Origin of the sequence: Pseudomonas sp. FSL R10-0399, from assembly GCF_009600165.1 — a bacterium.
Lineage (GTDB): Bacteria > Pseudomonadota > Gammaproteobacteria > Pseudomonadales > Pseudomonadaceae > Aquipseudomonas > Aquipseudomonas helleri.
In genome coordinates this window covers 14,920-41,071 of record NZ_WIWK01000009.1, presented here as the reverse complement: position 1 = coordinate 41,071, position 26,152 = coordinate 14,920, and the positions used below count along the sequence as shown (strand labels likewise).

Genomic DNA, 26,152 nt, shown 5'->3' with positions numbered 1-26,152 from the left:
GTCTTGCCAATATGGGTCACGTTTTGAGGTTTATGCGAGTCTTGCGCTGCATGAGCACGCGGCTGAAACCACGGTTAAGTGATTCGCCTCACCTCAGCTGCCCAGTTGTACACTGCCCTCAGGTTGTTTTGCAATTCTGAGTGAACGTGGGGCATGACTGCCCACGTGTGCAAAGCAGGAATGTGAGATGAAGTTGCGACGATTGTCTGTCTGGGAGACCGAGCGTCATGCTCGGCTTTCCGTTACAATGCGCCACCGTGCCGACAACTGAGTCGGAAAGTTCAGCCGAGGTGCTCCATGGATATCATCGAAACTATCAAAGATCAGATTGCCAACAATACCGTTCTGCTTTACATGAAAGGCGCTCCGAATGCCCCGCAGTGTGGCTTTTCGGCTAAAGCGGCCCAGGCCGTCATGGGTTGCGGTGAGAAGTTCGCGTACGTGGACATCCTGCAGAACCCTGAAATCCGTGCCAACCTGCCGAAATACGCGAACTGGCCGACCTTCCCGCAACTGTGGGTAGGCGGTGAGCTGGTTGGTGGTAGCGACATCATGGCTGAAATGTTTGCTGACGGCTCTTTGCAGGCCCTTATCAAAGAAGCTGTTGAGAAAGCAGCCGCGGCCAAAACTGAAGCTTAATGGCTGACGTTGCTGCTACTTGAGTGATCAAGTAGCAGCCCATAAAAAAGCCCCGCCTCTGTATAAACAGGGCGGGGCTTTTTTGTGGGCGTTAGTTACTCACCCATCTGCGATTGCAGGTAATTCTCAATACCGATTTTATCGATCAGGCCCAACTGAGTTTCCAGCCAGTCGATATGTTCTTCTTCGGATTCCAGAATATCTTCCAGAAGTTCACGGCTACCAAAGTCGCCAACAACTTCGCAGTGGGCGATGGCTGCTTTGAGATCAGCGTGGCCGGTACGCTCAATGCGCAGGTCGCACTCAAGCATTTCCTTGGTGTGTTCACCAATGTGCAGCTTGCCCAGGTCTTGAACGTTCGGCAGGCCTTCCAGGAACAGGATGCGCTTGATCAGCTTGTCAGCGTGCTTCATCTCGTCGATGGATTCGTTGTATTCGTGTTTGCCTAACTTTTCCAGGCCCCAATCTTGATACATACGTGCATGCAAGAAGTATTGGTTGATCGCAACCAGCTCGTTACCGAGGATTTTATTGAGGTGCTGGATGACTGAAATATCGCCTTTCATCGCGAGGGCCTGCCTTAGTTAACCGTATATAAGGCAGAGTTTGATCTGCGTATTAACGACTGTCAAACCTAAGTGTTTGAATAATAAATGAAAATTAATCGGAATAAGAATGTTTGTGTTCCGCGTTTTGGCCCTAAGTACTTGAATTTTTGGCATAAAAAAACCGGACGTTAAGTCCGGTTCATTAGAAACTTGATAATTACGCTGCTGAAAATTCTGCTGGAAAACCCAAGGCTGCCTGGCTGGCTTGAAGCGAGGTCAGGGTTTCGCGAACCACTTGCTTGGCCAGGCAAGCACATTTGCCGCATTGGCTGGCGACGCCGGTGGCTTCGCGCACTTCTCGGTAGCTGCAGCAACCTTCGTAGATTGCATCGCGGATTTTTCCGTCAGTAACGCCAGTGCAGAGGCAAACGTACATAAATAAGAACCATCGCTGGTTGGGATTCAATGAAACGGATTTTAATGTTAACGAGAATGATTGTCAAAGTAGATTAGGGCGCGGTGGGGGGGTTGTTCAGGTTGTGCAGACGAACGGTGTATGATGCCGCTCTTTTTACGCGGTGATCGGGTAGCAAGCCTGTTGTTTCTCAAGGGCTTTGCAGCCGGATCCCGTTTTTCACGTCGCACCCAGGAGATATCCAATGAGCGTACTCGTAGGCAAACAAGCCCCTGACTTCACCGTCGCAGCCGTACTCGGCAATGGCGAAATCGTTGATAGCTTCACGCTGTCCTCCGCTATCAAAGGCAAATACGGCCTGGTGTTCTTCTACCCACTGGACTTCACCTTCGTTTGCCCATCGGAACTGATCGCTCTGGATCACCGTATTCCTGAGTTCCAGGCGCGTAACGTTGAAGTGGTTGCAGTCTCTATCGACTCCCATTTCACTCACAACGCATGGCGCAACACCCCGGTGAACAATGGCGGTATCGGCCAGGTGAAATACACCATGGCTGCCGACATCAACCACGCGATCTGCAAAGCCTACGACGTTGAAACTGAAGGCGGCGTAGCACTGCGCGGCGCATTCCTGATCGATGACAAGGGCGTTGTTCGCTCCCAGATCGTTAACGACCTGCCACTGGGTCGCAACATGGACGAGCTGCTGCGTCTGGTTGATGCACTGCAATTCCACGAAGAGCACGGCGAAGTATGCCCGGCTAACTGGAAGAAAGGCGACAAAGGCATGACCGCTTCGACTGAAGGCGTTGCGGCTTACCTGACTGAGAATGCTGGCAAGCTGTAAGCTTTTTGGCGGCATAAAAAAACCGGACCCTGGGTCCGGTTTTTTATGTGCGGTGGTTAGCCTGAACGACGTGATCAGTCGTTGAAGTCTTTCCAGCCGCCCATTTGCTTCCAGCTGTTGACGATGCCACAGAACAGCTCAGCGGTTTTTTCGGTGTCGTAACGCGCCGAGTGCGCCTCACGCCCGTCAAAGTCGATGTCAGCTGCCTGGCAGGCCTTGGCCAGAACGGTCTGGCCATACGCCAGGCCCGCCAGGGTTGCAGTGTCGAAGCTCGAGAACGGGTGAAACGGGTTACGTTTCATGTCCAGACGCGCCACGGCCGCATTCAGAAAGCCCAGGTCGAAGCTGCTGTTGTGACCTACCAGGATGGCGCGTTTGCAACCATTGGCCTTTAGCGCTTTGCGCACACCCCGGAAGATGTCGGTCAGCGCTGTTTCTTCACTGACCGCCATACGCAGCGGATGGTCCAGCTTGATGCCGGTGAACTCCAGGGCTGCGGCTTCGATGTTGGCGCCTTCAAAAGGCTCCACACGGTGGAAATAGGTGTGTTCCGGGAACACAAAGCCTTTTTCGTCCATGCCGATGGTGACCGCCGCGATTTCCAGCAGCGCGTCGGTAGCGCTATTGAAGCCGCCGGTTTCAACATCGATTACGACTGGCAGATAGCCGCGAAAACGCTCGGCCATCGGATGGCGCGAACCGCCGCCATGACCGCCCTCGTGCTCGTCATCAAAATGGTCGTCGCTCACGCGTTTTCCTCAAGCAGGCGCCAGCGCAGTTTTTCACCGGCGCGCAGCGGGATTACGTTCAGCTCGCCGAAAGGCAGGCTGCTCGGGGCGGTCCACTCTTCGCGAACCAGGGTGATGTGTTCGGTGCTCGGTGCCAGGCCATAGAAGCGTGGGCCATTCAAGCTGGCAAAGGCTTCGAGCTTGTCCAGCGCATTGCGCTGTTCAAACGCTTCGGCATAGAGCTCGATAGCAGCATAGGCGGTATAGCAACCGGCACAACCGCAGGCGGCTTCTTTGGCATGCTGGGCATGCGGTGCCGAGTCAGTGCCCAGAAAGAACTTCGCACTGCCGCTGGTGGCCGCATCCAGAAGGGCTTCCTGATGAGTGTTGCGCTTGAGGATCGGCAGGCAATAGAAGTGCGGGCGAATACCACCAACCAGCATGTGGTTACGGTTGTACAGCAGGTGATGCGCGGTAATGGTTGCGCCGACGTTGGCCGAAGCCTCGTTGACGAACTGGACCGCGTGCGACGTGGTGATGTGTTCAAACACCACTTTCAACGTCGGGAATCGCTCCACAACGCGACGCAAATGCTCTTCGATGAAGACCTTTTCGCGATCGAACACGTCGATATCGGCGCGGGTCACTTCACCGTGGATCAGCAAAGGCATACCGACTTCGGCCATGGTTTCCAGGACCGGGAAGATCCCATCGATGCTGGTCACACCCGAATCGGAGTTGGTCGTTGCGCCAGCCGGATACAGCTTGGCAGCGTGTACATAGCCGCTGGCTTTGGCTGTACGAATGTCTTCTGGCTGTGTTCGGTCGGTGAGGTAGAGCACCATCAGCGGTTCGAAACGGCTGCCAGCCGGGCGAGCAGCGAGAATGCGCTGTCGATAGGCATCGGCTTCAGCTGCGTTACGCACCGGAGGTATGAGGTTAGGCATGATGATGGCGCGGCCAAAGGTGCGCGCAACATCCGCCACAGTGTGAGGCAACACAGCACCATCGCGAAGATGAATGTGCCAGTCGTCGGGACGCAGCAGGGTCAGGCGGTCAGACATTGGGGGGATTCCAGGCGGGTCAAACTGATGCGAATGCTACCGGAAAAGACTCTCTCAGGCACTCGCTATCAAGTTTTAGCTGCGTTAACCGATACATTCGAGGTATGTCGTAAAAACGGTGAACGGTGTTTTGCCAGTAACCATCTGCGGAGCCCTCAGTGCGCCAGCGTTATTTCATCCTGCTCAGCTTGTTTGCCAGCGTTCCTGCCATGGCCCTGACTTTCCAGACCCGTCTGGAGAATGTGGAGTGGAAAGTGGAAGGTGACAAATTTGAGTGCCGCCTGATCCAGCCGATCACTGATTTTGGCGCCGGGGTCTTTGTGCGCCGCGCCGGAGAGCAGGCTGTCTTTCGTCTAAATGCCTACAACTCGGTGTTGGGCGAAGGTTCGGCAACGTTATTGGCGGCAGCGGCGCCGTGGCAGCCGGGGCGCGGTGATATCGATCTTGGCACCGTGCGTATCGGGCGCGGCAACGTGCTGTTTAATAGCTCGCAGGCGCAGGCCGGTCGATTGTTTCGGGGGTTGCTAGAAGGGCGCAGCCCGCTGATCAGGCATTACTCGGCGACGGGCGGTTTGTCGGAAGTTCGCCTTTTGCCCGTCAAATTTCGTCAGGCTTATGGCGAATATGAGGCCTGTACCACCAAGCTCCTGGCCAAGAATTTCGATCAAGTCCGGCAAAGCCAGATCGGTTTTCCGGGGAGCGGCAATGAACTGGATGCCAAGGGCCGCGCGGATCTGCAGATCATGCTGGAGTACATGAAGGCCGATCCTACGGTTAACCACGTCATGCTGGACGGTTATTCGGATAATTCCGGTAATCGGTTGACCAATCGCGAGCTGTCCCGGCGTCGCGCTTTGGCAGTCATGAGCTACCTGCAAGAAAACGGTCTGCAGGAATCGCAGATCACGATGCGCTTTCATGGCGAGCAATACCCGTTGGCGCCCAACACCAGTGCGGCTAATCGGGCGAAGAATCGCCGTGTCAGTGTGCGCCTGGAGCGTATGCCAGAGCCGCCCAAGCCGCCCCCAGCGGTGGGAATTACCAATCCTGCGACGCTGTCGTGAGGTTTTTTGGCGTCGTGTTGCTGAAAGTTACTGTCGCTTTGTCGTCTTAAGCTGTCGCCCCTCTGTAAATTAAGCCCCGCGAGCGTTAGACTGCTCGGCTTTTCGAACAACCCGTGGAGTGATGGCATGGCGGACGTAAACAAGGTCGTTCTGGCTTATTCGGGCGGCCTGGACACTTCGGTGATCCTGAAGTGGCTGCAGGATACTTATAACTGTGAAGTCGTAACCTTTACCGCTGACCTGGGTCAGGGCGAAGAGGTTGAACCTGCACGTGCCAAGGCGCAAGCCATGGGCGTCAAGGAAATCTACATCGACGACCTGCGCGAAGAGTTTGTCCGCGATTTCGTATTCCCAATGTTCCGCGCCAATACTGTTTACGAAGGTGAGTACCTGCTGGGTACCTCCATTGCGCGTCCGCTGATCGCCAAGCGTCTGATCGAAATCGCCAACGAAACCGGTGCTGATGCTATTTCTCACGGCGCAACCGGCAAAGGTAACGATCAGGTTCGTTTCGAGCTGGGTGCTTACGCACTGAAGCCGGGCGTTAAAGTGATTGCTCCTTGGCGTGAGTGGGATCTGCTGTCGCGTGAAAAACTGATGGATTACGCAGAAAAGCACGCGATCCCGATCGAGCGTCACGGCAAGAAAAAATCCCCGTACTCGATGGATGCCAACTTGCTGCACATCTCCTACGAGGGCGGTGTACTGGAAGACACCTGGACCGAGCACGAAGAAGACATGTGGCGTTGGACCAAGTCGCCAGAAAACGCGCCGGATACCCCGACTTATCTGGAACTGACCTACCGCAATGGCGATATCGTTGCGCTGGACGGTGTTGAAATGACACCTGCGACCGTTCTGGCCACGCTGAACCGCATCGGTGGCGAAAACGGTATCGGTCGTCTCGACATCGTTGAGAACCGTTATGTCGGCATGAAGTCCCGCGGTTGCTACGAAACCCCGGGCGGCACCATCATGTTGCGTGCGCACCGCGCCATTGAGTCGATCACGCTGGACCGCGAAGTCGCTCACCTGAAAGACGAGTTGATGCCCAAGTACGCCAGCCTGATCTACACCGGCTACTGGTGGAGCCCTGAGCGTTTGATGTTGCAACAAATGATCGACGCTTCTCAGGTGAACGTTAACGGCGTGGTACGTCTGAAATTGTACAAAGGCAATGTGATTGTTACCGGCCGCAAGTCTGACGATTCGCTGTTTGATGCCAATATCGCAACGTTCGAAGAAGATGGCGGCGCTTACAATCAGGCCGACGCTGCTGGCTTCATCAAGTTGAATGCCTTGCGTATGCGTATTGCTGCTAACCGGGGTCGCAAGTTGTTCTAATTGCACCTGGTATCAAAAAAACCCGGCCATTGGTCGGGTTTTTTTATGCTTGCGAATCATCATTAAAGGTGGGTTATTCGTCTTGTCAGCTTAATGTATTGAGCTGTCGGGTTTGCGTGTTGTAAGTAATGACCATGGCATCACCTAAATGTGAAGAGATGTTTGTATCTAGCTCGAGTCGCTGTTGGTGACCCCATTGACTCGTCAATGAGCTACTGGTTAGCAGGAGTAAAATATCGTTCTTATGCAGGCACTCTTTTTTTGGATGTGCCATTTCGTAGTAAGTTTGCAGGATGTCTCCCAAGGTATGGTCGTTGTTCAATTTTAAAGAAGGGTGGCTGAAATCGATCAGATACAGACTGCTTGGGTCTCCTTCACCCTGCGGTAATTGTTGTTCCTCATGAACTGAATCAGGTTTTTTATGTGTAGCCTTTTCTAAAGTTGAGTCGTAGTCCCTGTGCCCTTGTGGCAGAAAGATAAAGTTTTTAGGGCTGTAGGAAATGAATTTTATCCCCGGTTTGGAGAGAAGTGGCGCTGTCTGGCATGCAGGTGAGCCGGGGACTTCAGCGGGTCTTGCGCGCTTGGTACGGCCCTCAGGCTCGGCCGGCTCTGGTGTTGCGCGCGCGTTCACCTTGGGATAGTCCATGGGGGTGTAGAGGGTTTTATTATTGAAATTAAGAGTCAAAAAAAACAATGTGATCAGAATTGAAGGGAAAACAATTAAGAACCAAACATAAATTTTTTGATTTTCCCTGTCGATATACGGCAATGAAACCGCTGCGGAAGCTTCGGTTAACATTGAGAAAATAGCAATGACAGTGAGCGGGTTGTTTACCCGTATTTTGCTTTTTATCATGATGTGGCCTGCGGAAAAATTCTGGTTGGAGTAGATGATATTAGAAGTGGTTAAGTATTAATGTCGCTTTTGTAACGGGTTTTAACAGTTGTCGCAGTAATAGCCTGTAGGTGCGAATTTGAATCAGGGGTTTGCGACAGCGGGTTTCTTAAATTTAGTCGTGGCTTTATGAAACTGCAAATCAAAAGTCTTTTGTATTTGTTATTTCTATAGGACGTCCTCTGGTCGAGGAATTGGTTTTCTTTTTTGTAGGATAACTCCGGGTTAATAGGTGATTTGCGCCAGTAGAACTGGGATGTTGGTAATTTTTATGTGAGATGCAGTATGGAGGAAATAAGTAACATTTTAGTTTTTCGTTGGATTACTTTTAAGTCAGGATCGAGGTGCCGGTTTGAAAGGGCTTGAGGGGTATGTTTTTCGATCGTATTTTAAGGGCTTTCCGAATGCCTTGTAGTCCTCTTCTTTAAGTTTGAAATGGTAATATTTTTTTCTAAAAAAAGAGTAGATTTTAACTGGATTGGTTTTTTCAAAGAGGAAGGGGGGAGGTACTGTTTATCTATATGAGTTCAAGGTAGAAATTGCGCGGGTGCTTAAGGGGGATGTTTTTGTTTGGTTGGGTTGAGCCGATCTTTCTATTGGAGTACGGTTAAATACAGCGGATGAATAATTAAATAGAGGATTAAACATGGTGTATTTGAATTCGGGCGGTTTTAAGTCGTGTCAGCTGTTTTTGGTTTTTACCTGCGAAGCTGCTGCGTTTGAAGGGAAATCGGCTCGGTTGCTGTTTGAATGAGTTGGTAATAAAGGAGGGTGAGCGCCAAGGTTTGGTAGTGCTAGGGTCAGGCCAATTTTTGGTATTCAGGATGTAAGCCAACGTATTTTTTTAAGCGTGATCAAGGATGTTGCCGATAGTCATTAGAACTGAACGCTTAATATAAAGATCGGCCTGTATGATTTCCTCCTGTGTCGCTTAAATGAGGGGGAGGGTGGGAGTGCGATTTTTATGAGTGATTTATTCGTAGGGCAAATCTTTATTGTGCGTAGGAAATGTCTTTGGTTGTTGGTGCTTGGGGGGGGGCACTATGCCCAGGGTGTTGTGACTAGGCTATTGTGCTGACTCTAAAATTCGAACAGCGAAAAAATTGGAATTACCCATGAATAAAGTGCTGATCGTGGATGATCATCCTGTCATTCGTCTTGCTGTGCGTATGCTCATGGAACGACATGGCTACGAAGTTATCGCAGAGACGGATAATGGAGTGGATGCTTTGCAAATGGCGCGTGAGTACGCGCCGGATATTGTAATTCTGGATATTGGTATTCCCAAACTCGACGGGCTTGAAGTTATTGCGCGACTTTCAACACCCGCGATTCCTATAAAGGTGCTAGTGCTGACTTCGCAAGCTCCCGGTCATTTTTCAATGCGTTGCATGCAGGCCGGAGCGGCAGGTTATGTATGCAAGCAGCAGGATTTAACCGAGCTTTTAAGTGCCATCAAGGCTGTGCTTTCCGGTTACAGTTATTTTCCTAACCAAGCGTTGCATTCAGTGCGCTCAAGCTTGGGGAATGCCAGTGAAGCCGATATGGTGAACCGCCTCTCTGGTCGAGAAATGATGGTATTGCAGCAGTTGGCGCGAGGTAAGAGTAATAAGGAAATAGCGGATGGCATGTTTCTGAGCAACAAAACAGTCAGTACCTACAAAACGCGTCTACTGCTCAAGCTCAATGCTCGCTCACTGGTTGATCTTATTGAGCTGGCACAGCGAAATGGCTTGGTGTGAGTGGCAGGGGTGAGGAGCGGCTTGCTCCACAACCCCCTTAACACCAAAAGCCTCCGGGCAGGAGGTTTTTGGTGTTAAGCGCTGACGATTACAAGTCGTAGGGGTAGTCTTCGAGCTCTTTCTGGAGTCTTTTTTCAGCCAGCAAGGCGTCTATCGTGCGGCGTTTAGCCAAGTTGGTTTTAGCGACTTCGACTGGGCGCTCTGTCAATTCAGCGTCGTCCGGGTCGGTCGTTGGAAAATCCTCTACTTCCAGTTGTTCTTTGCCAGTGCTCATTCAGTTCACTCCAGGCTAAGACATTCAATGGCGCCCCTTATAGCGATAAACGCTTTACGGGTAAAAAAGTTTTTCTCAATCGATCCGCCCATAAAACCTCTATCGCTCAATCGTCGGAGGTTTTTTCCTTGAAATCGCACAAGTCTTCAATGCGGCAACTCCCGCAGCGTGGCTTGCGTGCCTGGCAAACGTAGCGACCATGCAAGATGAGCCAGTGATGGGCATCGAGCAGGTACGGCTTAGGCACGAATTTGATCAATTGCTGTTCAACCTCGACCACATTTTTGCCTGGCGCTATTCCGGTTCGGTTACTGACCCTGAAGATATGGGTATCTACGGCCATGGTCAGTTGCCTGAAAGCGGTGTTGAGCACCACATTGGCTGTTTTTCGTCCTACGCCTGGAAGTGCTTCAAGCGCCTCCCGCGTTTGGGGTATCTCACTGGCATGTCGCTCGATGAGCAAGCGGCACGTTTCAATCACGTTTTTGGCCTTGCTGTTGTACAGGCCAATGGTCTTGATGTATTGCGACAACCCTTCCACCCCCAAAGCGTAGATGGCTTCTGGGGTATTGGCGACCGGGAACAATTTTGCCATGGCCTTGTTTACGCTGACGTCAGTGGCCTGCGCCGACAGAATGACTGCTATCAGCAGTTCGAAAGGCGATGTGTAGGCCAGTTCAGTTTTTGGCTCTGGATTGTCTTCGTGAAACCGACGGAAGATTTCAAGGCGCTTTGCGGCATTCATGGGTAAAAACTTTTCCTGGAGAGCAGTCCGTTAATCGAAGAGAAACGTATCTCGTGACGGCAAGCTATCAGCTTTTGGTTGGGGCTAAAGCGTCGAGTGTCTGTTCTGCTCGTAGCACGGCGTCATTCAAAAGTGCGAGTTCAGCGCTGGTGTGTGCCTGCGTCTGCGCCTTTTTAAGTGCTGCCCGGTGCATGGCCAACTGAATTTTTGCCCGCTTGAGATCTGCAATCCCGCTGCTGGGTGCAGGCACCGTCATCACCGGGGCGGCCTCCAGTTGCGCCAGGGCTTTTTCGGCAGACTCAAATTGTGCTTGCAGGGCAACCAGTTGTGCCTGCTGCGGGGCCGTCGGCGGGTGACCAAAGGCTTTGAGCGATTTATGCAGTTGGGCGCGAGCCATGGCCAGGGTGACCTTGGCTTTTTTAAGCGCTGCATCGCTGAGCAAGGAGGGCTCTGTCTGTGATGGCTCAAGCGCCAGGGCGTCAGCAGGCGCCACAGGTGCTCGTTGAGCCCGCGCCAGGCGTTCTGCCTGACGTTGCTGTTCATCGCGTCGTAGACGTTCGTCACGTCGCTCGTAACGGCTACGGGCGTGGTTGCGCTTTTCAGTACGTGCATTGAGTTGCTCTTGCGCCTGTGCAAGCCCGCCGACAATGGGGATCACATTGGCGGGTAGCGGTCGCATTTCGATGCAGTCGACAGGGCAGGGCGCGACGCATAGGTCACAGCCGGTGCATTCATCGACAATCACTGTGTGCATGAGCTTGGCGGCGCCCAATATGGCGTCTACCGGGCAGGCCTGAATACACTTGGTACAACCAATGCATTCAGCTTCACGAATAAAGGCCACCTGGGGTGGTGCCACGCCTCGCTCCGTGTCCAGGGCTATAACGGGAATGCTCAGCAGGTTGGCCAGCGCAGCGATGGTTTCAGTCCCGCCGGGGGGGCATTTGTTAATGGCTTCGCCCTGGCTGATGCCTTCTGCGTAGGGTTTGCAGCCAGGATGCCCGCATTTTCCGCATTGGGTTTGCGGTAATAAGGCGTCAATACGTTGAATCAGGCTCATGGTGTGATCAGTCCAGCGACAGCGAGCCGCACCCGGGCGACAGTCATCCTGCGCAGTGAGTAATGAGTGCGAGGCGGTTAAACGAACGGCGCTGATTATCCGACATGGCGGGAGGGGAGGCTACAACGAACATCTCCCAGCGACGTGCAGGCCGCTGGCAGATGAGGAGGGCGTGTTACTTGATGCGTTGACCAGGCTTGGCGCCGCTGTCCGGGCTTAGCAGGTAAATTTCTTCACCGCCAGGGCCCGCCGCCATGACCATGCCTTCAGAAACCCCAAAGCGCATTTTGCGGGGTTTAAGGTTGGCGATCATCATGGTCAAGCGACCTTCCAGCTCAGCTGGGTTCGGGTAGGCGCTTTTGATGCCCGAGAACACGTTGCGCTGTTCGTCGCCGATATCCAGGGTCAGACGCAGCAGCTTGTCAGCCCCTTCGACAGCCTCGGCCTTGAGGATCAAGGCGACGCGCAGGTCGACAGCGGCAAACGCGTCAAACTCGATTTCGGCTGCCAAAGGCTCTTTGGTCAGCTCGCCATTGCCTTTTGGCGCAGCAGTACCGGTATCGGTCTGGCTGGCGATCAGGTCTTCTTTGGACGCGTTGACCATAGCTTCCACGTGCGCCGGATCGATACGCGTCATCAGCGGTTTGAAAGCATTCAACTGATGGTTGGCGAGCAAGGTGCTGTGGTCGTCCCAGGTCAAAGGAGACACATTCAGGAACGCTTCGGCATCGGCTGCCAACTGCGGCAATACTGGCTTGAGGAAGATGATCAACTGGCGGAACAAGTTGACGCCCAAGGCGCACACGGCCTGGACTTCGTCTTGCTTGCCTTCCTGCTTGGCCATGGCCCAAGGCGCCTTTTCGGCGATCCAGGCGTTGGCGCGGTCGGCCAGCGCCATGATTTCACGCATGGCGCGCGCGAAGTCACGGGCTTCGTAAGCATCGGCAATGCTTGGTGCTGCAGCCAAGAAGGCTTCGGTCAGCTCAGGCGCTGCGTTGCTTTCAACCATCACGCCGGCATTGCCTTTGTGGATGAAGCCTGCGCAACGGCTGGCAATGTTGACCACTTTGCCGATCAGGTCAGAGTTGACCTTTTGCACGAAGTCTTCGAGGTTCAAGTCCAGGTCATCGACTCCACGGCCCAATTTGGCCGCGTAGTAGTAGCGCAGGTATTCTGGCGACAGGTGATCAAGGTAGGTACGCGCCTTGATGAACGTGCCACGGGACTTGGACATTTTTTGGCCGTTAACGGTCAAGTAGCCGTGAACGTTGATCGCGGTAGGCTTGCGATAGCCTGCGCCTTCGAGCATGGCTGGCCAGAACAGGGCGTGGAAGTTAACGATGTCCTTGCCGATGAAGTGGTAAAGCTCGGCGCTGGAGTCTTTGTTCCAGTACGCGTCGAAGTCCAGTTCAGGGCGGCGTTCGCACAGATTCTTGAAGCTGGCCATGTAGCCGATCGGCGCGTCCAGCCAGACGTAGAAGTACTTGCCTGGCTCGCCCGGGATTTCGAAACCGAAATACGGCGCATCGCGGGAGATGTCCCACTCTTGCAGGCCGCTATCCAGCCATTCGGCGATTTTGTTTGCGACCGCATCTTGCAGCGCGCCGCTTCGTGTCCAGCTTTTGAGCATGGCTTCGAAGTCTGGCAGCTTGAAGAAGAAGTGCTGGGAATCCTTGAGGACCGGTGTGGCACCGGAAATCGCCGACTTCGGATTTTTCAGGTCCGTCGGAGCGTAAGTTGCGCCGCATTTTTCGCAGTTATCGCCGTACTGATCATCAGTGCCGCATTTAGGGCAGGAGCCCTTGATGAAGCGGTCGGCCAGGAACATTTTCTTTTCCGGGTCGAAGTACTGAGTAATCGAGCGCGTGGCGATGTGGCCGGCTTCGCGCAGCTTGATGTAAATCGCACTCGACAGCTCACGGTTTTCTTCGGCGTGAGTCGAGTGATAGTTATCGAACTCCACGAGGAATTCGGAGAAGTCGGCGCAGTGTTCGGCCTGCACGTTGGCGATCAGTTGCTCAGGTGTGATGCCTTCTTTTTCGGCACGCAACATGATGGCCGAGCCGTGGGCGTCGTCTGCGCAGACATACGTGCATTGATTGCCGCGTTGCTTTTGATAGCGCACCCACATATCGGTCTGGATGTACTCAAGCATATGGCCAAGGTGAATTGAACCATTGGCATAGGGCAGGGCGCTGGTGACGAGGATCTTGCGTGGCTCGGACATGGGGCTCGGCTACTTGATGAGACGGTGGTCGGCCACTATAAAGCGCCGGGCAATATATTTCACCCCGTGGGCGGCTATCTGATGCTTTCTGATGTTTTTGACTGGTTCAAAAGCCTGCGCCAGGTGATTTATTACAGGTACGATAGCGACCTGTTTCACTCAGCCTTTTTCGGGAGTTGCCCATGAGCGCAGTCAATCGCGCAGCGGTGGAGGCCGTCCTTCGCCAATACACCGACCCATATTTGAACCAGGATCCGGTCAGCGCCGGGTGTGTACGTCACATTGAAGTCCAGGGCGAGCATGTCAATGTACAGCTCGAACTGGGTTATGCCGCCGGCCTGTTCAAGAATGGCTGGGCGCAAATGCTGCAAATGGCCATCAGCAATCTGGATGGCGTGTCCTCGGCCAAGGTTGAGATCAATTGCGTGATTGCCCCGCACAAGGCGCAGGCGCAAATCCCGGGGCTGGCCAATGTGAAAAACATTGTGGCCGTTGCCTCGGGCAAAGGCGGCGTCGGTAAATCCACCACAGCCGCCAACCTGGCGCTGGCGCTGGCGCGTGAAGGAGCGCGAGTGGGGATCTTAGACGCCGACATTTATGGCCCTAGCCAGGGCGTGATGTTCGGTATCGCTGAGGGTACTCGCCCGAAAATCCGTGATCAGAAATGGTTTGTGCCGATTGAGGCGCATGGCGTTGAGGTCATGTCGATGGCGTTTCTGACTGACGACAACACGCCGATGGTCTGGCGCGGCCCCATGGTGTCGGGCGCCCTGTTGCAGTTGGTGACCCAAACCGCCTGGAATGACCTGGATTACCTGGTGATCGACATGCCGCCCGGCACGGGCGATATCCAGCTGACCCTGGCGCAGAAAGTCCCGGTGGCGGGTTCTGTGATTGTGACGACGCCGCAAGACCTGGCCTTGCTCGACGCGCGCAAGGGTGTCGAAATGTTCCGCAAGGTGAACATTCCGGTACTGGGCGTTGTAGAGAACATGGCTGTGCACATTTGCTCGAACTGCGGTCACGCAGAACATTTGTTCGGTGAAGGCGGTGGCGAGAAACTGGCGACCCAATACGGAGTGGAAGTTCTGGCCTCGTTGCCGCTGGCGATGGAAATCCGCGAGCAGGCCGATAACGGCAAGCCGACCGCGATTGCCGACCCGAATAGCCCGATTGCCTTGATCTACCAAGAGCTGGCCCGTCACGTCGGGGCGCGGATTGTTCTGAGCGAAGCCGCCACCCAGGCCATGCCGATCATTACCACCAGCGACGACTGATACTCCGTAAACCCCTGTAGGAGCGAGCTTGCCTCGCGATCTTTTTAAAAGACCAAAAGATCGCGAGGCAAGCTCGCTCCTACAAGGTCTTTAAACGACAGGCATAAAAAAACCCCGCTTTTAAGGGCGGGGTTTTTTACTGGATCAGTACAAGTTAGATAACTTGAACTTCCTCAGCTTGCATGCCTTTCTGACCGCGAGTAGCGATGAAAGAAACCTGTTGGCCTTCTTTCAGGCTCTTGAAGCCGTCGGATTGGATTGCTTTGAAGTGAACAAACAGGTCGTCACCGGATTGTGGAGTGATGAAGCCGAAGCCTTTTTCATCGTTGAACCACTTAACGGTACCAGTTTGGCGATTAGACATGGTGTAACTCCTTGAACAAAGATAACTGCGACGCAGGAAGAGCCCTGGCCGAGACTGAGTGCAAAGAGCAGGAAAAATTCTTGGAGATGGTTGGATCGAAATTCAACATATCGTGTAGAGATTCTCAGTGACACAAGCAGCACAGTGGCGCCACCTTACCCCTTTTTCCGGAACGTGCAAAGGGTCTTTGCGAAGGTTTCTCGAAAAACGTGACTGATGGTTGCCCGTACAGCCTGTATTCAGTGCGCCTACAGCTATTTTCAAGAATTTCCCCCCAGCCTTTGAACCGAAACCCCGGCCCCGGTAAGATGCCGAACAGAATTTTTCCACCTCGCTATTCAGGACACCCCCGCCATGAGCATCAAATCAGACAAGTGGATTCGCCGCATGGCGCAAGAGCACGGCATGATCGAACCTTTCGTTGAGCGCCAGATGCGCGGCGAAGGGGCGGATCGTCTGATTTCTTACGGCGTGTCGAGCTACGGTTATGACGTGCGCTGTGCCAATGAATTCAAGGTGTTCACCAACATCAATTCGGCCACCGTTGATCCGAAAAACTTCGATGAAGGCAGCTTTGTCGATGTCACCAGCGATGTCTGCATCATCCCGCCCAACTCTTTCGCCCTGGCGCGCACCGTTGAATATTTCCGTATTCCACGCAACGTGCTGACCATCTGCCTGGGTAAAAGCACCTACGCGCGTTGCGGCATCATCGTTAACGTGACGCCGCTTGAGCCAGAGTGGGAAGGCCACGTGACGCTGGAGTTCTCGAACACCACCACACTGCCTGCCAAAATCTATGCAAACGAAGGTGTGGCGCAGATGCTGTTCTTCGAATCCGATGAAGAATGCGAAGTGTCGTACAAGGATCGTGGCGGCAAGTACCAGGGCCAGCGTGGTGTGACTTTGCCACGTACCTGACGAACAGCAGGAATTTCTGAGCGAAAAAGCACTCTATTGACTGTATTCCGGTTTCGCACCTCAGCGAACCGGACATCGCTCAGGAGTGCCCCATGAAGATCGATCCGAGTATCCGCGCCAAACTGGCAAACCTTGAGCCCAATCAGGTTGGATTATTGGCCTGGTCGCTACTCGCGTATCCCCAGTTGCATGCAGGTGGCATTCCCGGCCAGCCTGACCCAGACACCCCGCAACCCACCGAACCTGGCGTGCCCACACTGCCGGATGAAGCTCCGCCTGCCCCAGTGGCGTGATCAACCGTCTGTAGCTGCTGCATTGCCAGCAGCTACACGAACAGGCGCTACTTCAAGTTGCCGCTCAAAAACTGGCGCAAACGCTCGCTTTGAGGGTTGTCCAGTACCTCACTTGGCGGACCTTGTTCCTCAATCAACCCTTGGTGAAGGAACACCACTTGACTCGCCACTTTGCGGGCGAAGTTCATTTCGTGGGTCACCATGATCATGGTCCGGCCCTCTTCGGCCAGCCCCTGAATCACCCTCAAAACTTCACCCACCAGCTCCGGGTCCAGTGCCGAGGTTGGCTCATCGAACAGCATCACTTCGGGTTCCATCGCCAATGCCCTGGCAATGGCGACACGCTGCTGCTGGCCGCCGGAGAGGAAGGCCGGGTATTGATCAGCCACTCTGGAAGGCAAGCCGACTTTGTCCAGATAACGTCTTGCGCGCTCCTCGGCGTCTTTTTTACTGACCCCCAGCACCCGATGCGGTGCCAGGGTGATGTTCTCCAGCACCGTCATGTGGCTCCACAGGTTGAAGTGCTGAAACACCATGGCCAGCCGGGTACGCAGACGTTGCAACTCAGCATCGTCAGCAACCCGCATGCCGTTTTTGTCGCTGATCATGCGAATCAACTTTCCATCAAGGCTGATGGCGCCATCGTTGGGTGTTTCGAGAAAGTTGATGCAGCGCAAAAAGGTGCTCTTGCCTGAGCCGCTGGCGCCAATCAGGCAAATTACGTCCCCGGTTTTCGCCTTGAGCGACACACCTTTAAGCACTTCGTTGTCGCCATAACGTTTGTGCAAGCCGTCGACGCTGAGTTTGTACATGCACACCTCAAGCAGAGAGTAGGTAGCCGCTGCGATAGGCTTCACGCCCCGCGACATGAGCTATCACCATGCCCGCGGTGGCCATGCGCCTTACCGAGCGGGCGTAAACCAGGCCTTCGCGGGTGGTGTAAACCGGGGTGAGCCGGTCGCTGACAGGGTCGATAACGTCCGCTACCAATTGACCGGCGCTCAGGTAATCGCCGGGTTTGACGTGAAACACCAGCACGCCCCCCGCCGTTGAGGCGACGGGCTCGACACCGGCCAGCGGGGTAGCGGGGTACAGCAACTCAGGCAAAGGGCCGGCTTGGCCTTCAATCGCGCCGAGCGTGATCAGGTAATCAATCAGCGCCTGGCAATCCTGCTCGGCGAGGGCGTGACTGACGTCGCCTTGGCCGCGTAACTCCACAGTCACTGAGAAACTGCCCTGTGGAATCTCAAAGCTGCCCTCAAACCGCTGCTGCAAGGTCCACCACAGCAGGGTGAAGCACTCATCAAACGACAGGCCGCCCGAGTCGGTTGCCAGCAGGCTGGCTTGGGCTGCGAGGTAGCGCGCCAACGGCTCAACCTGCGACCAGGCCTCAGGCGTGGTGTACAGGTGAGGCACGGCTTCAAAGTCGCAGTGCAGGTCCAGTACCACATCCGCATCGCACGCCAGGGTTTGCAGGGTCAGGCGCTGAGATTGCAGCTGGGTTGCCGGCACTTGTGCGGCCAGCGCCTTGCGCAGGTGCTGGCGGATGATCTGTCGGTTTTGCTCAGGGTCGGGGGTCAGCAGCCCTTCGATTTCATCACCGATCTGCACGCTCAAGTCCAGAAAGTTGCGGTTGAAGTTCTGCCCGCTTTCCAGCTCATAACGCCCCAGAGGGATGTCCATGACCACTTGCTCCAGCCCGATCGGGTTGGCCACGGGCACCACCACGATTTCGCTGCGCAAGCGACCGGCGCTTTCGAGTTCGGCCAAGTGTTTTTTCAGATGCCACGCCACCAGCATGCCGGGCAGTTCATCGGCATGCAGTGAGGCTTGAATGTAGATCTTGCCCTGTGGCTTGGCCGGGCCGTAGTGGAAGCTGTGAATCTGCCTCTCGGTGCCTGGAACAGGGGCCAGCAAAGGATGGGTTTGATGTTGCGCCATGGTTGAGTCCTAGTGAGCAGGGCCGAGAAAAGCCAACCAGCGGCGTTCCGCCAGTCGAAACAAACCGACCAATATAAAGGTCACGCACAAATAGATGATGGCGGCGATGCCGAATGACTGGAAGGTCAAAAAGGTCGCTGAGTTAGCGTCCCTTGCGACTTTCAACACATCAGGGATCGTTGCAGTAAAAGCCACGGTGGTCGAATGCAGCATCAGGATCACCTCATTGCTGTAAAACGGCAATGAACGGCGTAAGGCCGAGGGCATGATGACGTAGGCATAAAGCTTCCAGCCACTCAGGCCGTAGGCTTTGGCCGCTTCAATTTCGCCGTGGGCCATGCTGCGAATGGCGCCGGCGAAAATTTCTGTGGTGTAGGCGCAGGTGTTGAGGGCGAAGGCCAGAATCGTGCAGTTCATGGCATCGCGAAAAAACTCATTGAGCAGCGGTTGGGCGCGAACGGCGGCGATGCTGTAGATCCCGGTGTAGCAAATCAGCAGCTGTATATACAGCGGTGTTCCGCGAAACACATACGTGTAGAACTGCACCGGCCAACGGATCCAGCGTCTGGATGAAACCCTGGCGATAGACAGCGGGATGGACAGTACAAAGCCGATGATCAGCGCGGCGCTCAACAGCCACAGCGTCATTGCCAGCCCGGTGATTTGGCTACCGTCGCTGTACAGAAACGGCCGCCAGTACTCTTGCAACAACTCGATCATCGTACGGCCTCCCGGCAGCCCACGGCATAACGGCGTTCCAGCCGCCGCAAAACCACATTCGAGGCGCTGGTGATTGCCAGATAGATCAGTGCGGCAATCACTAAAAAGTAAAACAGTTCATAGGTGCTTTTGCCCGCATCCTGGGCCGCCTTGACCAGATCGGCCAAGCCAATGATCGACACCAGGGCTGTGGCCTTGAGCATCACCATCCAGTTATTGCCAATGCCTGGCAGAGCGAAGCGCATCATTTGCGGAAAGACCACAAAGCGAAAGCGTTGCCAGCGTTTCAGGCCGTAGGCGGTGGCCGCTTCGACCTGGCCACGGGGCACCGAGAGGATCGCGCCCCTAAAGGTTTCGGTGAAATACGCGCCATAGATAAACCCCAGCGTGATTACTCCTGCGCTGAACGGGTTGATCTCGATGTAATCCCAATCCATGGCATCTGTCAGGCTGGTCAGCCAGGTTTGCAGGCTATAAAAAATCAGCAGCATCAGTACCAGGTCCGGTACGCCGCGAATCAGCGTGGTATAGAGCTGGGCCGGCAGACGCAACAGTCTCAGGCTGGAGAGTTTTGCGCTGGCGCCAAGCAGGCCGAGCAATACGCTCACGGCTAGCGACAGGACCGATAACTTGATGGTCATCCAGGTGCCTTCCAGCAGCAGGGGACCGAACCCCTGCAAGCTGAGGGCAGACAATCCAAGGTTCTGCACGAGATTTTCAAACATGACAGTCGAACCCAAGGCGTTGAAAAAGGCACCCATGCGCATGGGGGCCAGCGCGTTATTTTCCGCTGTACAGATTCAAGTCGCCGAAGTGCTTTTGCTGGATTTTGGTGTAGGTGCCATCGTCGTGTAACGCTTTGATACCTTTGTTCAGCAGGGTTTGTAGCGCTTGGTTACCTTTCTTGATACCCACCGCGGTTTTGGACGGCAGCAGAGGATCGTCAATGGCTGCGCTGATTTCGTAACCGGCACCTTGCGGCGATTTCAGAAAGCCCAGTTCAGCTTGCAGCATGTCTTGCACCGAGGCGTCGAGACGGCCGGAAATCAGGTCGGCATAGACTTGGTCCTGGTTGGCATAGGCCTGAGTTTTGACCCCGGCTTTATCCAGCACCGCTTTGGCGTAGGCTTCCTGGATGGTGCCTTGTTCGTAGCCCACGGTTTTGCCTTTGAGCGAGGCGGTATCAGCGCTTAACCCTGAGCCTTTTTTGTACACCAGCGATGTCGGGCCGGAGAACAGCTCGTTAGAGAAGTCGATGACTTTTTCGCGGGCGGGGGTCACGGTCATCGACGAGATAACACCGTCGAATTTGTTGGCTTTAAGCCCGGGCACCATGCCGTCGAAGTCGGATTCGACCCATTTGCACTTCACTTTCAGCTCGGCGCAAATGGCGTTGCCCAAGTCGATATCAAAACCCACCAGGCTGCCGTCAGCGGCCTTGGACTCAAAGGGTGCATAAGACGGGTCAACGCCCAAGCGCAGCTCTTTGTACTCTTTGGCCAGAACAGAACCCGCAGCCATGCATAAAGTCAGTGCAGAAAGGGCCAGAAATGCTTTTTTCATTGTTCAATCCCTAATAACCGGTTGCTGGAGCGTAACGACGTCATAGACGAAGCAATAACCGAACCACATGGGTTGAGGGGGCGTTTAAAGCCGGGAAGGGAGTAAAAAGCGGCGGATGTGCGCTACAAAAGAGCGCTGAAAAAGGCGTGATCCAAAACAGTGCGCTGTTCAATGATGCCCCTGTGGGAGCGGGCTTGCTCGCGATGAGGCAACACGGTGTGTCAGTGACACCTTGTTGATTCAATCGCGAGCAAGCCCGCTCCCACAGAGTGCTTATTTGCCGGGCACCAGGGTGAGGCGGGTTTTGCCGTACACGCTGTCAAAGTTCTGCGGCTGCATCGGGAAGCGCATGTATTGCCCCTTGAGCCATGGATCAATGCCGTCAGCGTAATGCGGGCTCGCCGGGTTGCTGGATTGCCCGGTACTGTTCTGGGCCATCATCGGTTCGCTTTGGCCGAAGTCGACGATCATGCGCATGGCCGGAATCACGGTGGTTGCAAAGCTGTCGCTGCCAATGCTGTAGGCCGCCGTGTTCAGGGTGGTGTGATCGCCGCCCGCGGCAATGGGCCCGCGCACGGTTTGGCCGTTGCTGTTGCGCCACAGGTAATGGTGCAGTTTGCCCCACTGCCATGCGCGGTGGTCGCTGCCCATCAGGCTGTCGCCCGTGGTAATGGCGGCTGCCAGGCTACGGGCCAGAATGGCCGGCTTGTCTTCTTTTTGCGGGGTGCGGGTGTCGTCCCAGAACGGGCTGTCCTCACGCCCCAGCAAGTGATCGCTGAGGGCCGAGTACGACAAGTTGCTGTTGGCAATAAAAGCCTTCCAAGTGGCGCTGGACTCCGGGCCCAGTTTGTCGAGGAAGATTTGCTGGGTGCTCGCCTGCAAGAACAGCTCGTACAGCGCCGCATCAGCCGAGGTCGGGCTGAGCTTGCCGTCAAAGGCCATCAATCGGCTCAGGGCTTCATTGGCCTTGGCCTGATCGGCAGCAGGCAAGGCGGCGATGGCTTGTTTCAGCGGCTGGGCCATGCCCGGTGCGCTGAACATGGCCTTGAGTTTGGTGGCAAACAAGGTGGTCTGGTCGTACTGCATGGCAATCATGCTGCGGGCATCCTGTTTGCCGCTGCCTGCCAATTGGGCCAGACGTTCGCTGCGCTCAGGCGACAACCACGAATTGGACAGCTGCATGCCGTAGCCGTAAGCGGCCGTGCGCTGGTTTGCCGTGCCCAACCAGCCCTGCGCCGGGTCTTGATCGTAAGGGTGGAGCATGGCGTCAGCGTAACCGTCCCAGTCATAACGGCTGTCCCAGCCCGGTGACGGGTACAGGCCCACGCCATCGCGGCGGTTAGGGTACAGGCCGGTGACCTGCCAACCGATATGGCTGGCATCGGCGTACAGCAGGTTCAGCGCAATCGCACGGATCTCGCGACTGGCGTCTGACGCGCTTTCACTGTTTTGCGCGCGGGACAGGTCGAAGAACGCATCCAGGGTTTTGTCGCCCTTGAAGTCCGGGGTTTGCAGGGCCAGCCCCAGGCTGCTGTTCAGCGCCGTGGTTGTGCCAATCACACTGTTCAGCAGTGGGCCGTGGCGTGTTTCGTAAATGACTTCGCGAATCGGGCGCTGACCTTTGACAAAAAAGGTTTCGTTGCGCACCGACGCGGGTAGCCATTTACCATCGGCCAAGTAATAGAGGCTGTTGCCCTGGCGCTTGAGTTTTTCTAGGAACACATCCTGGTTGTCGCCCATAGCCATGCTCATGCCCCACGCGACCTTACCGTTGAAACCGGCCAGCAATGTCGGCAAACCCGCAATCGAGGCGCCCGCCGCCTGGTATTTAGGCGCGCGAATCTGCACGTAGCTCCATGCCGACGGAACGCCGATGGGCTGATGAATATCGTTGGCCAGCAGGCTTTTGCCACTGCGGCTGCGTTGTGGGCCAATGGCCCAGTCACTGGATGCCGTGACGCCTGGCAAATTGAGTGCGGTCACGCGCTCAAGCGCTTGAGTCACGCCGGTCAACCCTGGCAATTGGCTGGCCAGATTCAGGCCGTTGAGTTTTTCGGCTTCAGCGATCGGCAGTTGTTCATTGGGGTAGGTTGGCGTCAGCCACGCGAGATGGCCGGCCCCGACTTTTTGCGCCAGTACCAGTGTGTTGAGCTCTTCTTGCAGATTGACCGAGGTCGAGAAGTTCAACAGGCTGAAAATCAGGGCCGAGTCTTCGGGTTTCCAGTACTCCGCTTTGTAGCCCGCCTGGGCGAGGTCGGCAGGGAGCTTGTCGCGGTAGCGGAACAGATACGCGTTGACGCCGCGGGCATAGACCTCAAAGAACTTTTTGAGGCGTGGCGAGGAGCTTTTGTACAGCTCGTCAGCGGTCTTTTTCAGATTGATGCTGCGCATTAAACGGTCGCTGTCCAGCGCATCGGGGCCGTCCAGCTCGGCCAAGCGGCCTTGGGCCAGCAAGCGCAGGCGCACCATCTGGCTGATCCGGTCACCGGCGTGGACATAGCCCAAGGTGAACAGCGCATCATGGAAACTGCTGCTTTCGATCAGCGGGATGCCTTGGCTGTTGCGTCGCACCGAGACGTTTTGCGCCAAACCTTTTAGCGGCTGCATACCGGAAGCCGGCAGCAGGCTCTCGCCGGACAGTGAGTTAAGTTGGCAACCGGACAAGCCCAGCAGGCTGACCATTGCCGCGGCAACGCCGAACCGGGGTAAAAAATGAGTAAGGGCTGGCGAGGCCATGGCAAAGCTCCTGCGGGGGGAATGTCATCGAAAGGCGCTACGTTAGTGAGGCCGATGACACTGCGCAAGTGCTATCTATGGCGCTGTGCGGGGCTATTGGCGGGGGCGGGTTTGCATCGCGATCTTTTGGTTTTTTAAACGATCGCCAAGCAAGCCCGCACCTGCAGATAAGGGGGCTATTTCGGCGGGTTGATCGTGTCTACCAGTGCGTACGCACGTTGGGTCGCCGGGCGAGCCTTGATGCGCTCAAACCACACTTTCAGCGCCGGGAAATCATCCAGGTTTTGGCCTTGAAGTTCATGTGACACCGTCCACGGGTAAATCGCCATGTCAGCAATGCTGTATTCGTCGCCCGCAACATACTGACGGCCTTCCAGTTGCTTGTTCAACACACCGTACAGACGAGCGGTTTCGTCGGTGTAGCGCTTGAGCGCATAAGGGATTTTCTCGGCCAGGCGCTTGAAGTGATGATTTTGCCCGGCCATTGGTCCCAGGCCACCCATTTGCCAGAACAGCCATTGCAAGGCGACTTGCCGCCCACGCAGGTCTTTAGGCAAAAACTGACCGGTTTTTTCCGCGAGGTACAACAAGATTGCGCCAGATTCAAACAGCGACAGCGGTTCACCGCCATCGGCCGGCTCGTGGTCGACAATGGCCGGAATGCGGTTGTTTGGGGCGATCTTCAGGAAGGAGGGTTCGAACTGCTCGTTTTTACTGATATTGACCGGGTGAATCGTGTACGCCAGGCCCGCTTCTTCAAGAAACAGAGTGATTTTGTGGCCGTTTGGCGTAGTCCAGTAATAAAGATCGATCATGAAGGGCTCCAGAAGGGAAGATTCACACAGCAGTCGCGGATCTCTGCGAACGCCTGTTTTACTCCCAATGGCCCCTTGGTTACAAAAGGTTTACGCAGCCCCTGAAACAAACGCGCCGCACGTGCTCAAGGCAGGTGCGGCGCGGGCAGAGCGGTCTGAAGAATCAGGCGCCGTGGCACTTCTTGAACTTTTTGCTGCTGCCACACGGGCAAGGATCGTTACGACCAATGTCTTTCAAGGCGTTGCGCACCGGCTCTTGTGGCGCGTGCCCGCAGTTCGGGCCGTGTACATGGCCGTGATCGTGGTCATGATGGTCATGATCGTGGTTGCAGTCTGGGCCATGAACGTGGGGTTGCTGGGTCATTACTCAATCACTCTGGAATAAAATCGCCGGGCATTATCTCGCCTTTACGCACCACGTGCACGTCGTAACCGAAGAACAGGCCGGTCTGTAACGTACCGTCGAGCCGATAAGGGATCGGCTCGTCGGGCGACTCAAGCAATTTGATCAGCGGGCGCATGTGTTGCCACAGGTTGGTCCGCACCGGCACCACCAGATCTGCATGGCTGTTGGGTTCGACACTGAACCAGCGGCTGTACTCACCCTCAGCCAGTTTTACCGGCCCTAAATAAAGGGTGTAGACCAGCCCGCGCACGGTGAGGGTGGAGTCGTTCGGGTTGTTGATTCTAAAGTGCAGCTTGAAACGTTGTTCCAGCAGTTTGGCCCGGACCAGCTCGACACGCTCCAGTTTTAACTGGGGGTCTTTGTCATCCGTGTCAAACCACGACGCACAGCCTGATAGCGCCAGGATCATCACCAGCGCCAAGGTTTTGGTTAAGCGAGCTTTAGAATCCATTCTTTACTCCCGGCTTATTGGCCGAAGAAACCCGCGCAGCATTTTTTGAACTTCTGCCCGCTGGCGCAAGGGCAACCATCATTACGCCCCACCTTGAGTGGCACCGTCGGGTCGATGAAGTACCAACGCCCATCATTCTGTACAAATGACGAGCGTTCCCGATGGCTGTGCTCGCCATTGACGTCATGCCAGCGCGCGGTAAAGGTCACAAAGGCATGCTCTGGCTGACCACCGAAAACCTCGTTGCTTTCAACGTCCAGGCCCAGCCAGGTGCTTTGAGCGCTCCACTGCGCGATGGACGGGCGATCGAGCCCGGCTTGCTGCGCAGGCAGCGTGGTCTCGACCAGATAGTCAATCAACCCCAGCACATAGGCGCTGTAGCGCGAGCGCATCAGGGTTTCGGCGCTAGGGGCCGGGTGCCCGGCGTGATAAGTCCCGCAGCAGGCGCTTAGCAAGTTGCCGCTGCCACACGGGCAAATAGATGTACTCATCGGCTTACCACCAGTACTTGCCAAAGTTTTCCGGATTGGCCCAAAACCTGGCGTTGAGCCAGTCGGGTACTTGTTTGTATTCGCGTAAGTCGTAAGTAAAGAGGGTCAATATTTGTTCGTCACGCTGAAAACGCTCATTGTTTTGTAGGGCTAAAGCGAAAAAGTCCGTTTCTTTCCAATCGCAAGCTGTGAGATCCGCCAGCACGGCGATGCGGCTAGCGTTCAAGTTACGAATTCCGCCCAGCAATTCCAGGCCTTCGCGCTTGGACAGGTGCTCCAGACAGTCGACCGCCAGGGCCAGGTCGAAACGTTGTGCCGCTACGTCGACAGGCAGTGCGCCGGGCATTACCTGGGCGACATGAACATCCGGGTGGGCCTGTTTATAGGCCTCCAATGCCGGGAACTGGCTGGCGCCGACCACCAGGACACGTTGTGGAGAGTAAGTGTCGAGCAACGCCGCTAACGCTTGCTGAGGTGTTCGTGTGGAAAAAGCAGGGGTCGTCATCTCAAGTCCTCAATCAGAGCGCTCAAGACTAGCCTGCCCGGAGCCTGTGGCCTAGGTCTGTCAGCGTTTGATTACGA

General features: G+C 55.3%; 29 protein-coding genes. 8 read left to right on the top strand and 21 right to left on the bottom strand.

Annotation, left to right across the window (positions count from 1 at the left end):
* Positions 1-297 precede the first annotated feature (297 nt).
* Positions 298-639 (top strand): Grx4 family monothiol glutaredoxin, encoded by a 342-nt coding sequence (gene grxD, locus GHO41_RS04395; RefSeq protein WP_153389893.1) that lies wholly within the window; start codon positions 298-300, stop codon positions 637-639.
* A gap of 95 nt (positions 640-734) precedes the next feature.
* On the opposite strand, the gene bfr is transcribed toward grxD, so the two are convergent.
* Together bfr and GHO41_RS04385 are read right to left on the bottom strand one after the other, a co-directional pair.
* On the bottom strand, positions 735-1,205 hold the full coding sequence (gene bfr, locus GHO41_RS04390) for a bacterioferritin (RefSeq protein WP_048369419.1): 471 nt from the start codon (positions 1,203-1,205) through the stop codon (positions 735-737).
* Positions 1,206-1,404: 199 nt separating this feature from the next.
* On the bottom strand, positions 1,405-1,623 hold the full coding sequence (locus GHO41_RS04385; RefSeq protein ID WP_048369420.1) for a bacterioferritin-associated ferredoxin: 219 nt from the start codon (positions 1,621-1,623) through the stop codon (positions 1,405-1,407).
* Between the two features lie 223 nt (positions 1,624-1,846).
* On the opposite strand from GHO41_RS04385, the gene GHO41_RS04380 reads away from it, so the two are divergent.
* Positions 1,847-2,449 carry a peroxiredoxin gene (locus tag GHO41_RS04380; RefSeq protein ID WP_048369421.1) on the top strand — a complete coding sequence of 201 codons (603 nt, stop codon included), beginning with the start codon at positions 1,847-1,849 and terminating at the stop codon, positions 2,447-2,449.
* A 74-nt stretch (positions 2,450-2,523) separates the two neighbouring features.
* Here GHO41_RS04380 and rnt read toward each other — a convergent pair whose 3' ends face one another.
* Together rnt and pyrC are read right to left on the bottom strand one after the other, a co-directional pair.
* A complete protein-coding gene (gene rnt, locus GHO41_RS04375; RefSeq protein WP_048386017.1) occupies positions 2,524-3,198 on the bottom strand; it encodes a ribonuclease T in 675 nt (224 codons plus the stop codon).
* Positions 3,195-4,241, bottom strand: coding sequence for a dihydroorotase (pyrC, locus tag GHO41_RS04370; protein ID WP_153433033.1), 1,047 nt, complete (start codon positions 4,239-4,241; stop codon positions 3,195-3,197). The genes rnt and pyrC overlap by 4 nt, the downstream gene beginning before the upstream one ends.
* A 158-nt stretch (positions 4,242-4,399) precedes the next feature.
* On the opposite strand from pyrC, the gene GHO41_RS04365 reads away from it, so the two are divergent.
* The gene (locus tag GHO41_RS04365; protein WP_371928835.1) at positions 4,400-5,305 is read left to right on the top strand and encodes an OmpA family protein; all 906 of its coding nucleotides are present in this window, start codon (positions 4,400-4,402) and stop codon (positions 5,303-5,305) included.
* A gap of 126 nt (positions 5,306-5,431) precedes the next feature.
* Positions 5,432-6,649 (top strand): argininosuccinate synthase, encoded by a 1,218-nt coding sequence (locus tag GHO41_RS04360; protein ID WP_048369425.1) that lies wholly within the window; start codon positions 5,432-5,434, stop codon positions 6,647-6,649.
* An 85-nt stretch (positions 6,650-6,734) separates the two neighbouring features.
* Here GHO41_RS04360 and GHO41_RS04355 read toward each other — a convergent pair whose 3' ends face one another.
* Positions 6,735-7,505, bottom strand: coding sequence for a hypothetical protein (locus tag GHO41_RS04355; RefSeq protein ID WP_153433032.1), 771 nt, complete (start codon positions 7,503-7,505; stop codon positions 6,735-6,737).
* Positions 7,506-8,659: 1,154 nt separating this feature from the next.
* Here GHO41_RS04355 and GHO41_RS04350 point away from each other — a divergent pair.
* The gene (locus GHO41_RS04350) at positions 8,660-9,286 is read left to right on the top strand and encodes a response regulator transcription factor (RefSeq protein ID WP_123751901.1); all 627 of its coding nucleotides are present in this window, start codon (positions 8,660-8,662) and stop codon (positions 9,284-9,286) included.
* 88 nt (positions 9,287-9,374) lie between these two features.
* On the opposite strand, the gene GHO41_RS04345 is transcribed toward GHO41_RS04350, so the two are convergent.
* The 4 genes from GHO41_RS04345 to metG all read right to left on the bottom strand — a co-directional run bounded on the left by GHO41_RS04345 (position 9,375) and on the right by metG (position 13,592).
* Positions 9,375-9,560, bottom strand: coding sequence for a PA3496 family putative envelope integrity protein (locus GHO41_RS04345; protein WP_048369427.1), 186 nt, complete (start codon positions 9,558-9,560; stop codon positions 9,375-9,377).
* A gap of 106 nt (positions 9,561-9,666) precedes the next feature.
* On the bottom strand, positions 9,667-10,305 hold the full coding sequence (gene nth, locus GHO41_RS04340; RefSeq protein WP_153327201.1) for an endonuclease III: 639 nt from the start codon (positions 10,303-10,305) through the stop codon (positions 9,667-9,669).
* 67 nt (positions 10,306-10,372) lie between these two features.
* Positions 10,373-11,461, bottom strand: a complete 1,089-nt coding sequence (gene rsxB / locus GHO41_RS04335; RefSeq protein WP_178109969.1) for an electron transport complex subunit RsxB — start codon at positions 11,459-11,461, stop codon at positions 10,373-10,375.
* 79 nt (positions 11,462-11,540) lie between these two features.
* Complete coding sequence (gene metG / locus GHO41_RS04330; protein WP_153433031.1) at positions 11,541-13,592, bottom strand: methionine--tRNA ligase; 2,052 nt, start codon at positions 13,590-13,592, stop codon at positions 11,541-11,543.
* Between the two features lie 182 nt (positions 13,593-13,774).
* On the opposite strand from metG, the gene apbC reads away from it, so the two are divergent.
* Positions 13,775-14,869, top strand: a complete 1,095-nt coding sequence (gene apbC, locus GHO41_RS04325) for an iron-sulfur cluster carrier protein ApbC (protein ID WP_153433030.1) — start codon at positions 13,775-13,777, stop codon at positions 14,867-14,869.
* Positions 14,870-15,023: 154 nt separating this feature from the next.
* Here apbC and GHO41_RS04320 read toward each other — a convergent pair whose 3' ends face one another.
* A complete protein-coding gene (locus GHO41_RS04320; RefSeq protein ID WP_002554837.1) occupies positions 15,024-15,233 on the bottom strand; it encodes a cold-shock protein in 210 nt (69 codons plus the stop codon).
* Between the two features lie 354 nt (positions 15,234-15,587).
* Between GHO41_RS04320 and dcd the strand changes: the two genes are divergently transcribed.
* The gene (gene dcd / locus GHO41_RS04315) at positions 15,588-16,154 is read left to right on the top strand and encodes a dCTP deaminase (protein WP_153433029.1); all 567 of its coding nucleotides are present in this window, start codon (positions 15,588-15,590) and stop codon (positions 16,152-16,154) included.
* 92 nt (positions 16,155-16,246) lie between these two features.
* The gene (locus tag GHO41_RS04310; RefSeq protein WP_048369432.1) at positions 16,247-16,447 is read left to right on the top strand and encodes a hypothetical protein; all 201 of its coding nucleotides are present in this window, start codon (positions 16,247-16,249) and stop codon (positions 16,445-16,447) included.
* 47 nt (positions 16,448-16,494) lie between these two features.
* On the opposite strand, the gene GHO41_RS04305 is transcribed toward GHO41_RS04310, so the two are convergent.
* The 11 genes from GHO41_RS04305 to GHO41_RS04255 form a co-directional block, all read right to left on the bottom strand.
* Complete coding sequence (locus GHO41_RS04305; RefSeq protein ID WP_153433028.1) at positions 16,495-17,259, bottom strand: ABC transporter ATP-binding protein; 765 nt, start codon at positions 17,257-17,259, stop codon at positions 16,495-16,497.
* Positions 17,260-17,266: 7 nt separating this feature from the next.
* A complete protein-coding gene (locus tag GHO41_RS04300; protein WP_048369434.1) occupies positions 17,267-18,388 on the bottom strand; it encodes a succinylglutamate desuccinylase/aspartoacylase family protein in 1,122 nt (373 codons plus the stop codon).
* A 9-nt stretch (positions 18,389-18,397) separates the two neighbouring features.
* A complete protein-coding gene (locus GHO41_RS04295; RefSeq protein WP_048386493.1) occupies positions 18,398-19,108 on the bottom strand; it encodes an ABC transporter permease in 711 nt (236 codons plus the stop codon).
* Positions 19,105-19,833 (bottom strand): ABC transporter permease, encoded by a 729-nt coding sequence (locus GHO41_RS04290; RefSeq protein WP_153327194.1) that lies wholly within the window; start codon positions 19,831-19,833, stop codon positions 19,105-19,107. Before GHO41_RS04290 ends, GHO41_RS04295 begins: the two co-directional genes overlap by 4 nt.
* A 55-nt stretch (positions 19,834-19,888) precedes the next feature.
* On the bottom strand, positions 19,889-20,671 hold the full coding sequence (locus tag GHO41_RS04285; RefSeq protein ID WP_153433027.1) for a transporter substrate-binding domain-containing protein: 783 nt from the start codon (positions 20,669-20,671) through the stop codon (positions 19,889-19,891).
* Between the two features lie 273 nt (positions 20,672-20,944).
* Complete coding sequence (locus tag GHO41_RS04280; protein WP_153433026.1) at positions 20,945-23,407, bottom strand: penicillin acylase family protein; 2,463 nt, start codon at positions 23,405-23,407, stop codon at positions 20,945-20,947.
* 176 nt (positions 23,408-23,583) lie between these two features.
* A complete protein-coding gene (locus GHO41_RS04275; RefSeq protein WP_153433025.1) occupies positions 23,584-24,222 on the bottom strand; it encodes a glutathione binding-like protein in 639 nt (212 codons plus the stop codon).
* Positions 24,223-24,385: 163 nt separating this feature from the next.
* A complete protein-coding gene (locus GHO41_RS04270) occupies positions 24,386-24,586 on the bottom strand; it encodes an SEC-C metal-binding domain-containing protein (protein ID WP_082148713.1) in 201 nt (66 codons plus the stop codon).
* A 7-nt stretch (positions 24,587-24,593) separates the two neighbouring features.
* Positions 24,594-25,079 (bottom strand): LEA type 2 family protein, encoded by a 486-nt coding sequence (locus tag GHO41_RS04265; RefSeq protein WP_153433024.1) that lies wholly within the window; start codon positions 25,077-25,079, stop codon positions 24,594-24,596.
* 14 nt (positions 25,080-25,093) lie between these two features.
* Positions 25,094-25,570, bottom strand: a complete 477-nt coding sequence (locus tag GHO41_RS04260; protein ID WP_153433023.1) for a YchJ family protein — start codon at positions 25,568-25,570, stop codon at positions 25,094-25,096.
* Between the two features lie 4 nt (positions 25,571-25,574).
* On the bottom strand, positions 25,575-26,075 hold the full coding sequence (locus tag GHO41_RS04255; RefSeq protein WP_153433022.1) for a DUF6231 family protein: 501 nt from the start codon (positions 26,073-26,075) through the stop codon (positions 25,575-25,577).
* Between the last annotated feature and the right edge of the window lie 77 nt (positions 26,076-26,152).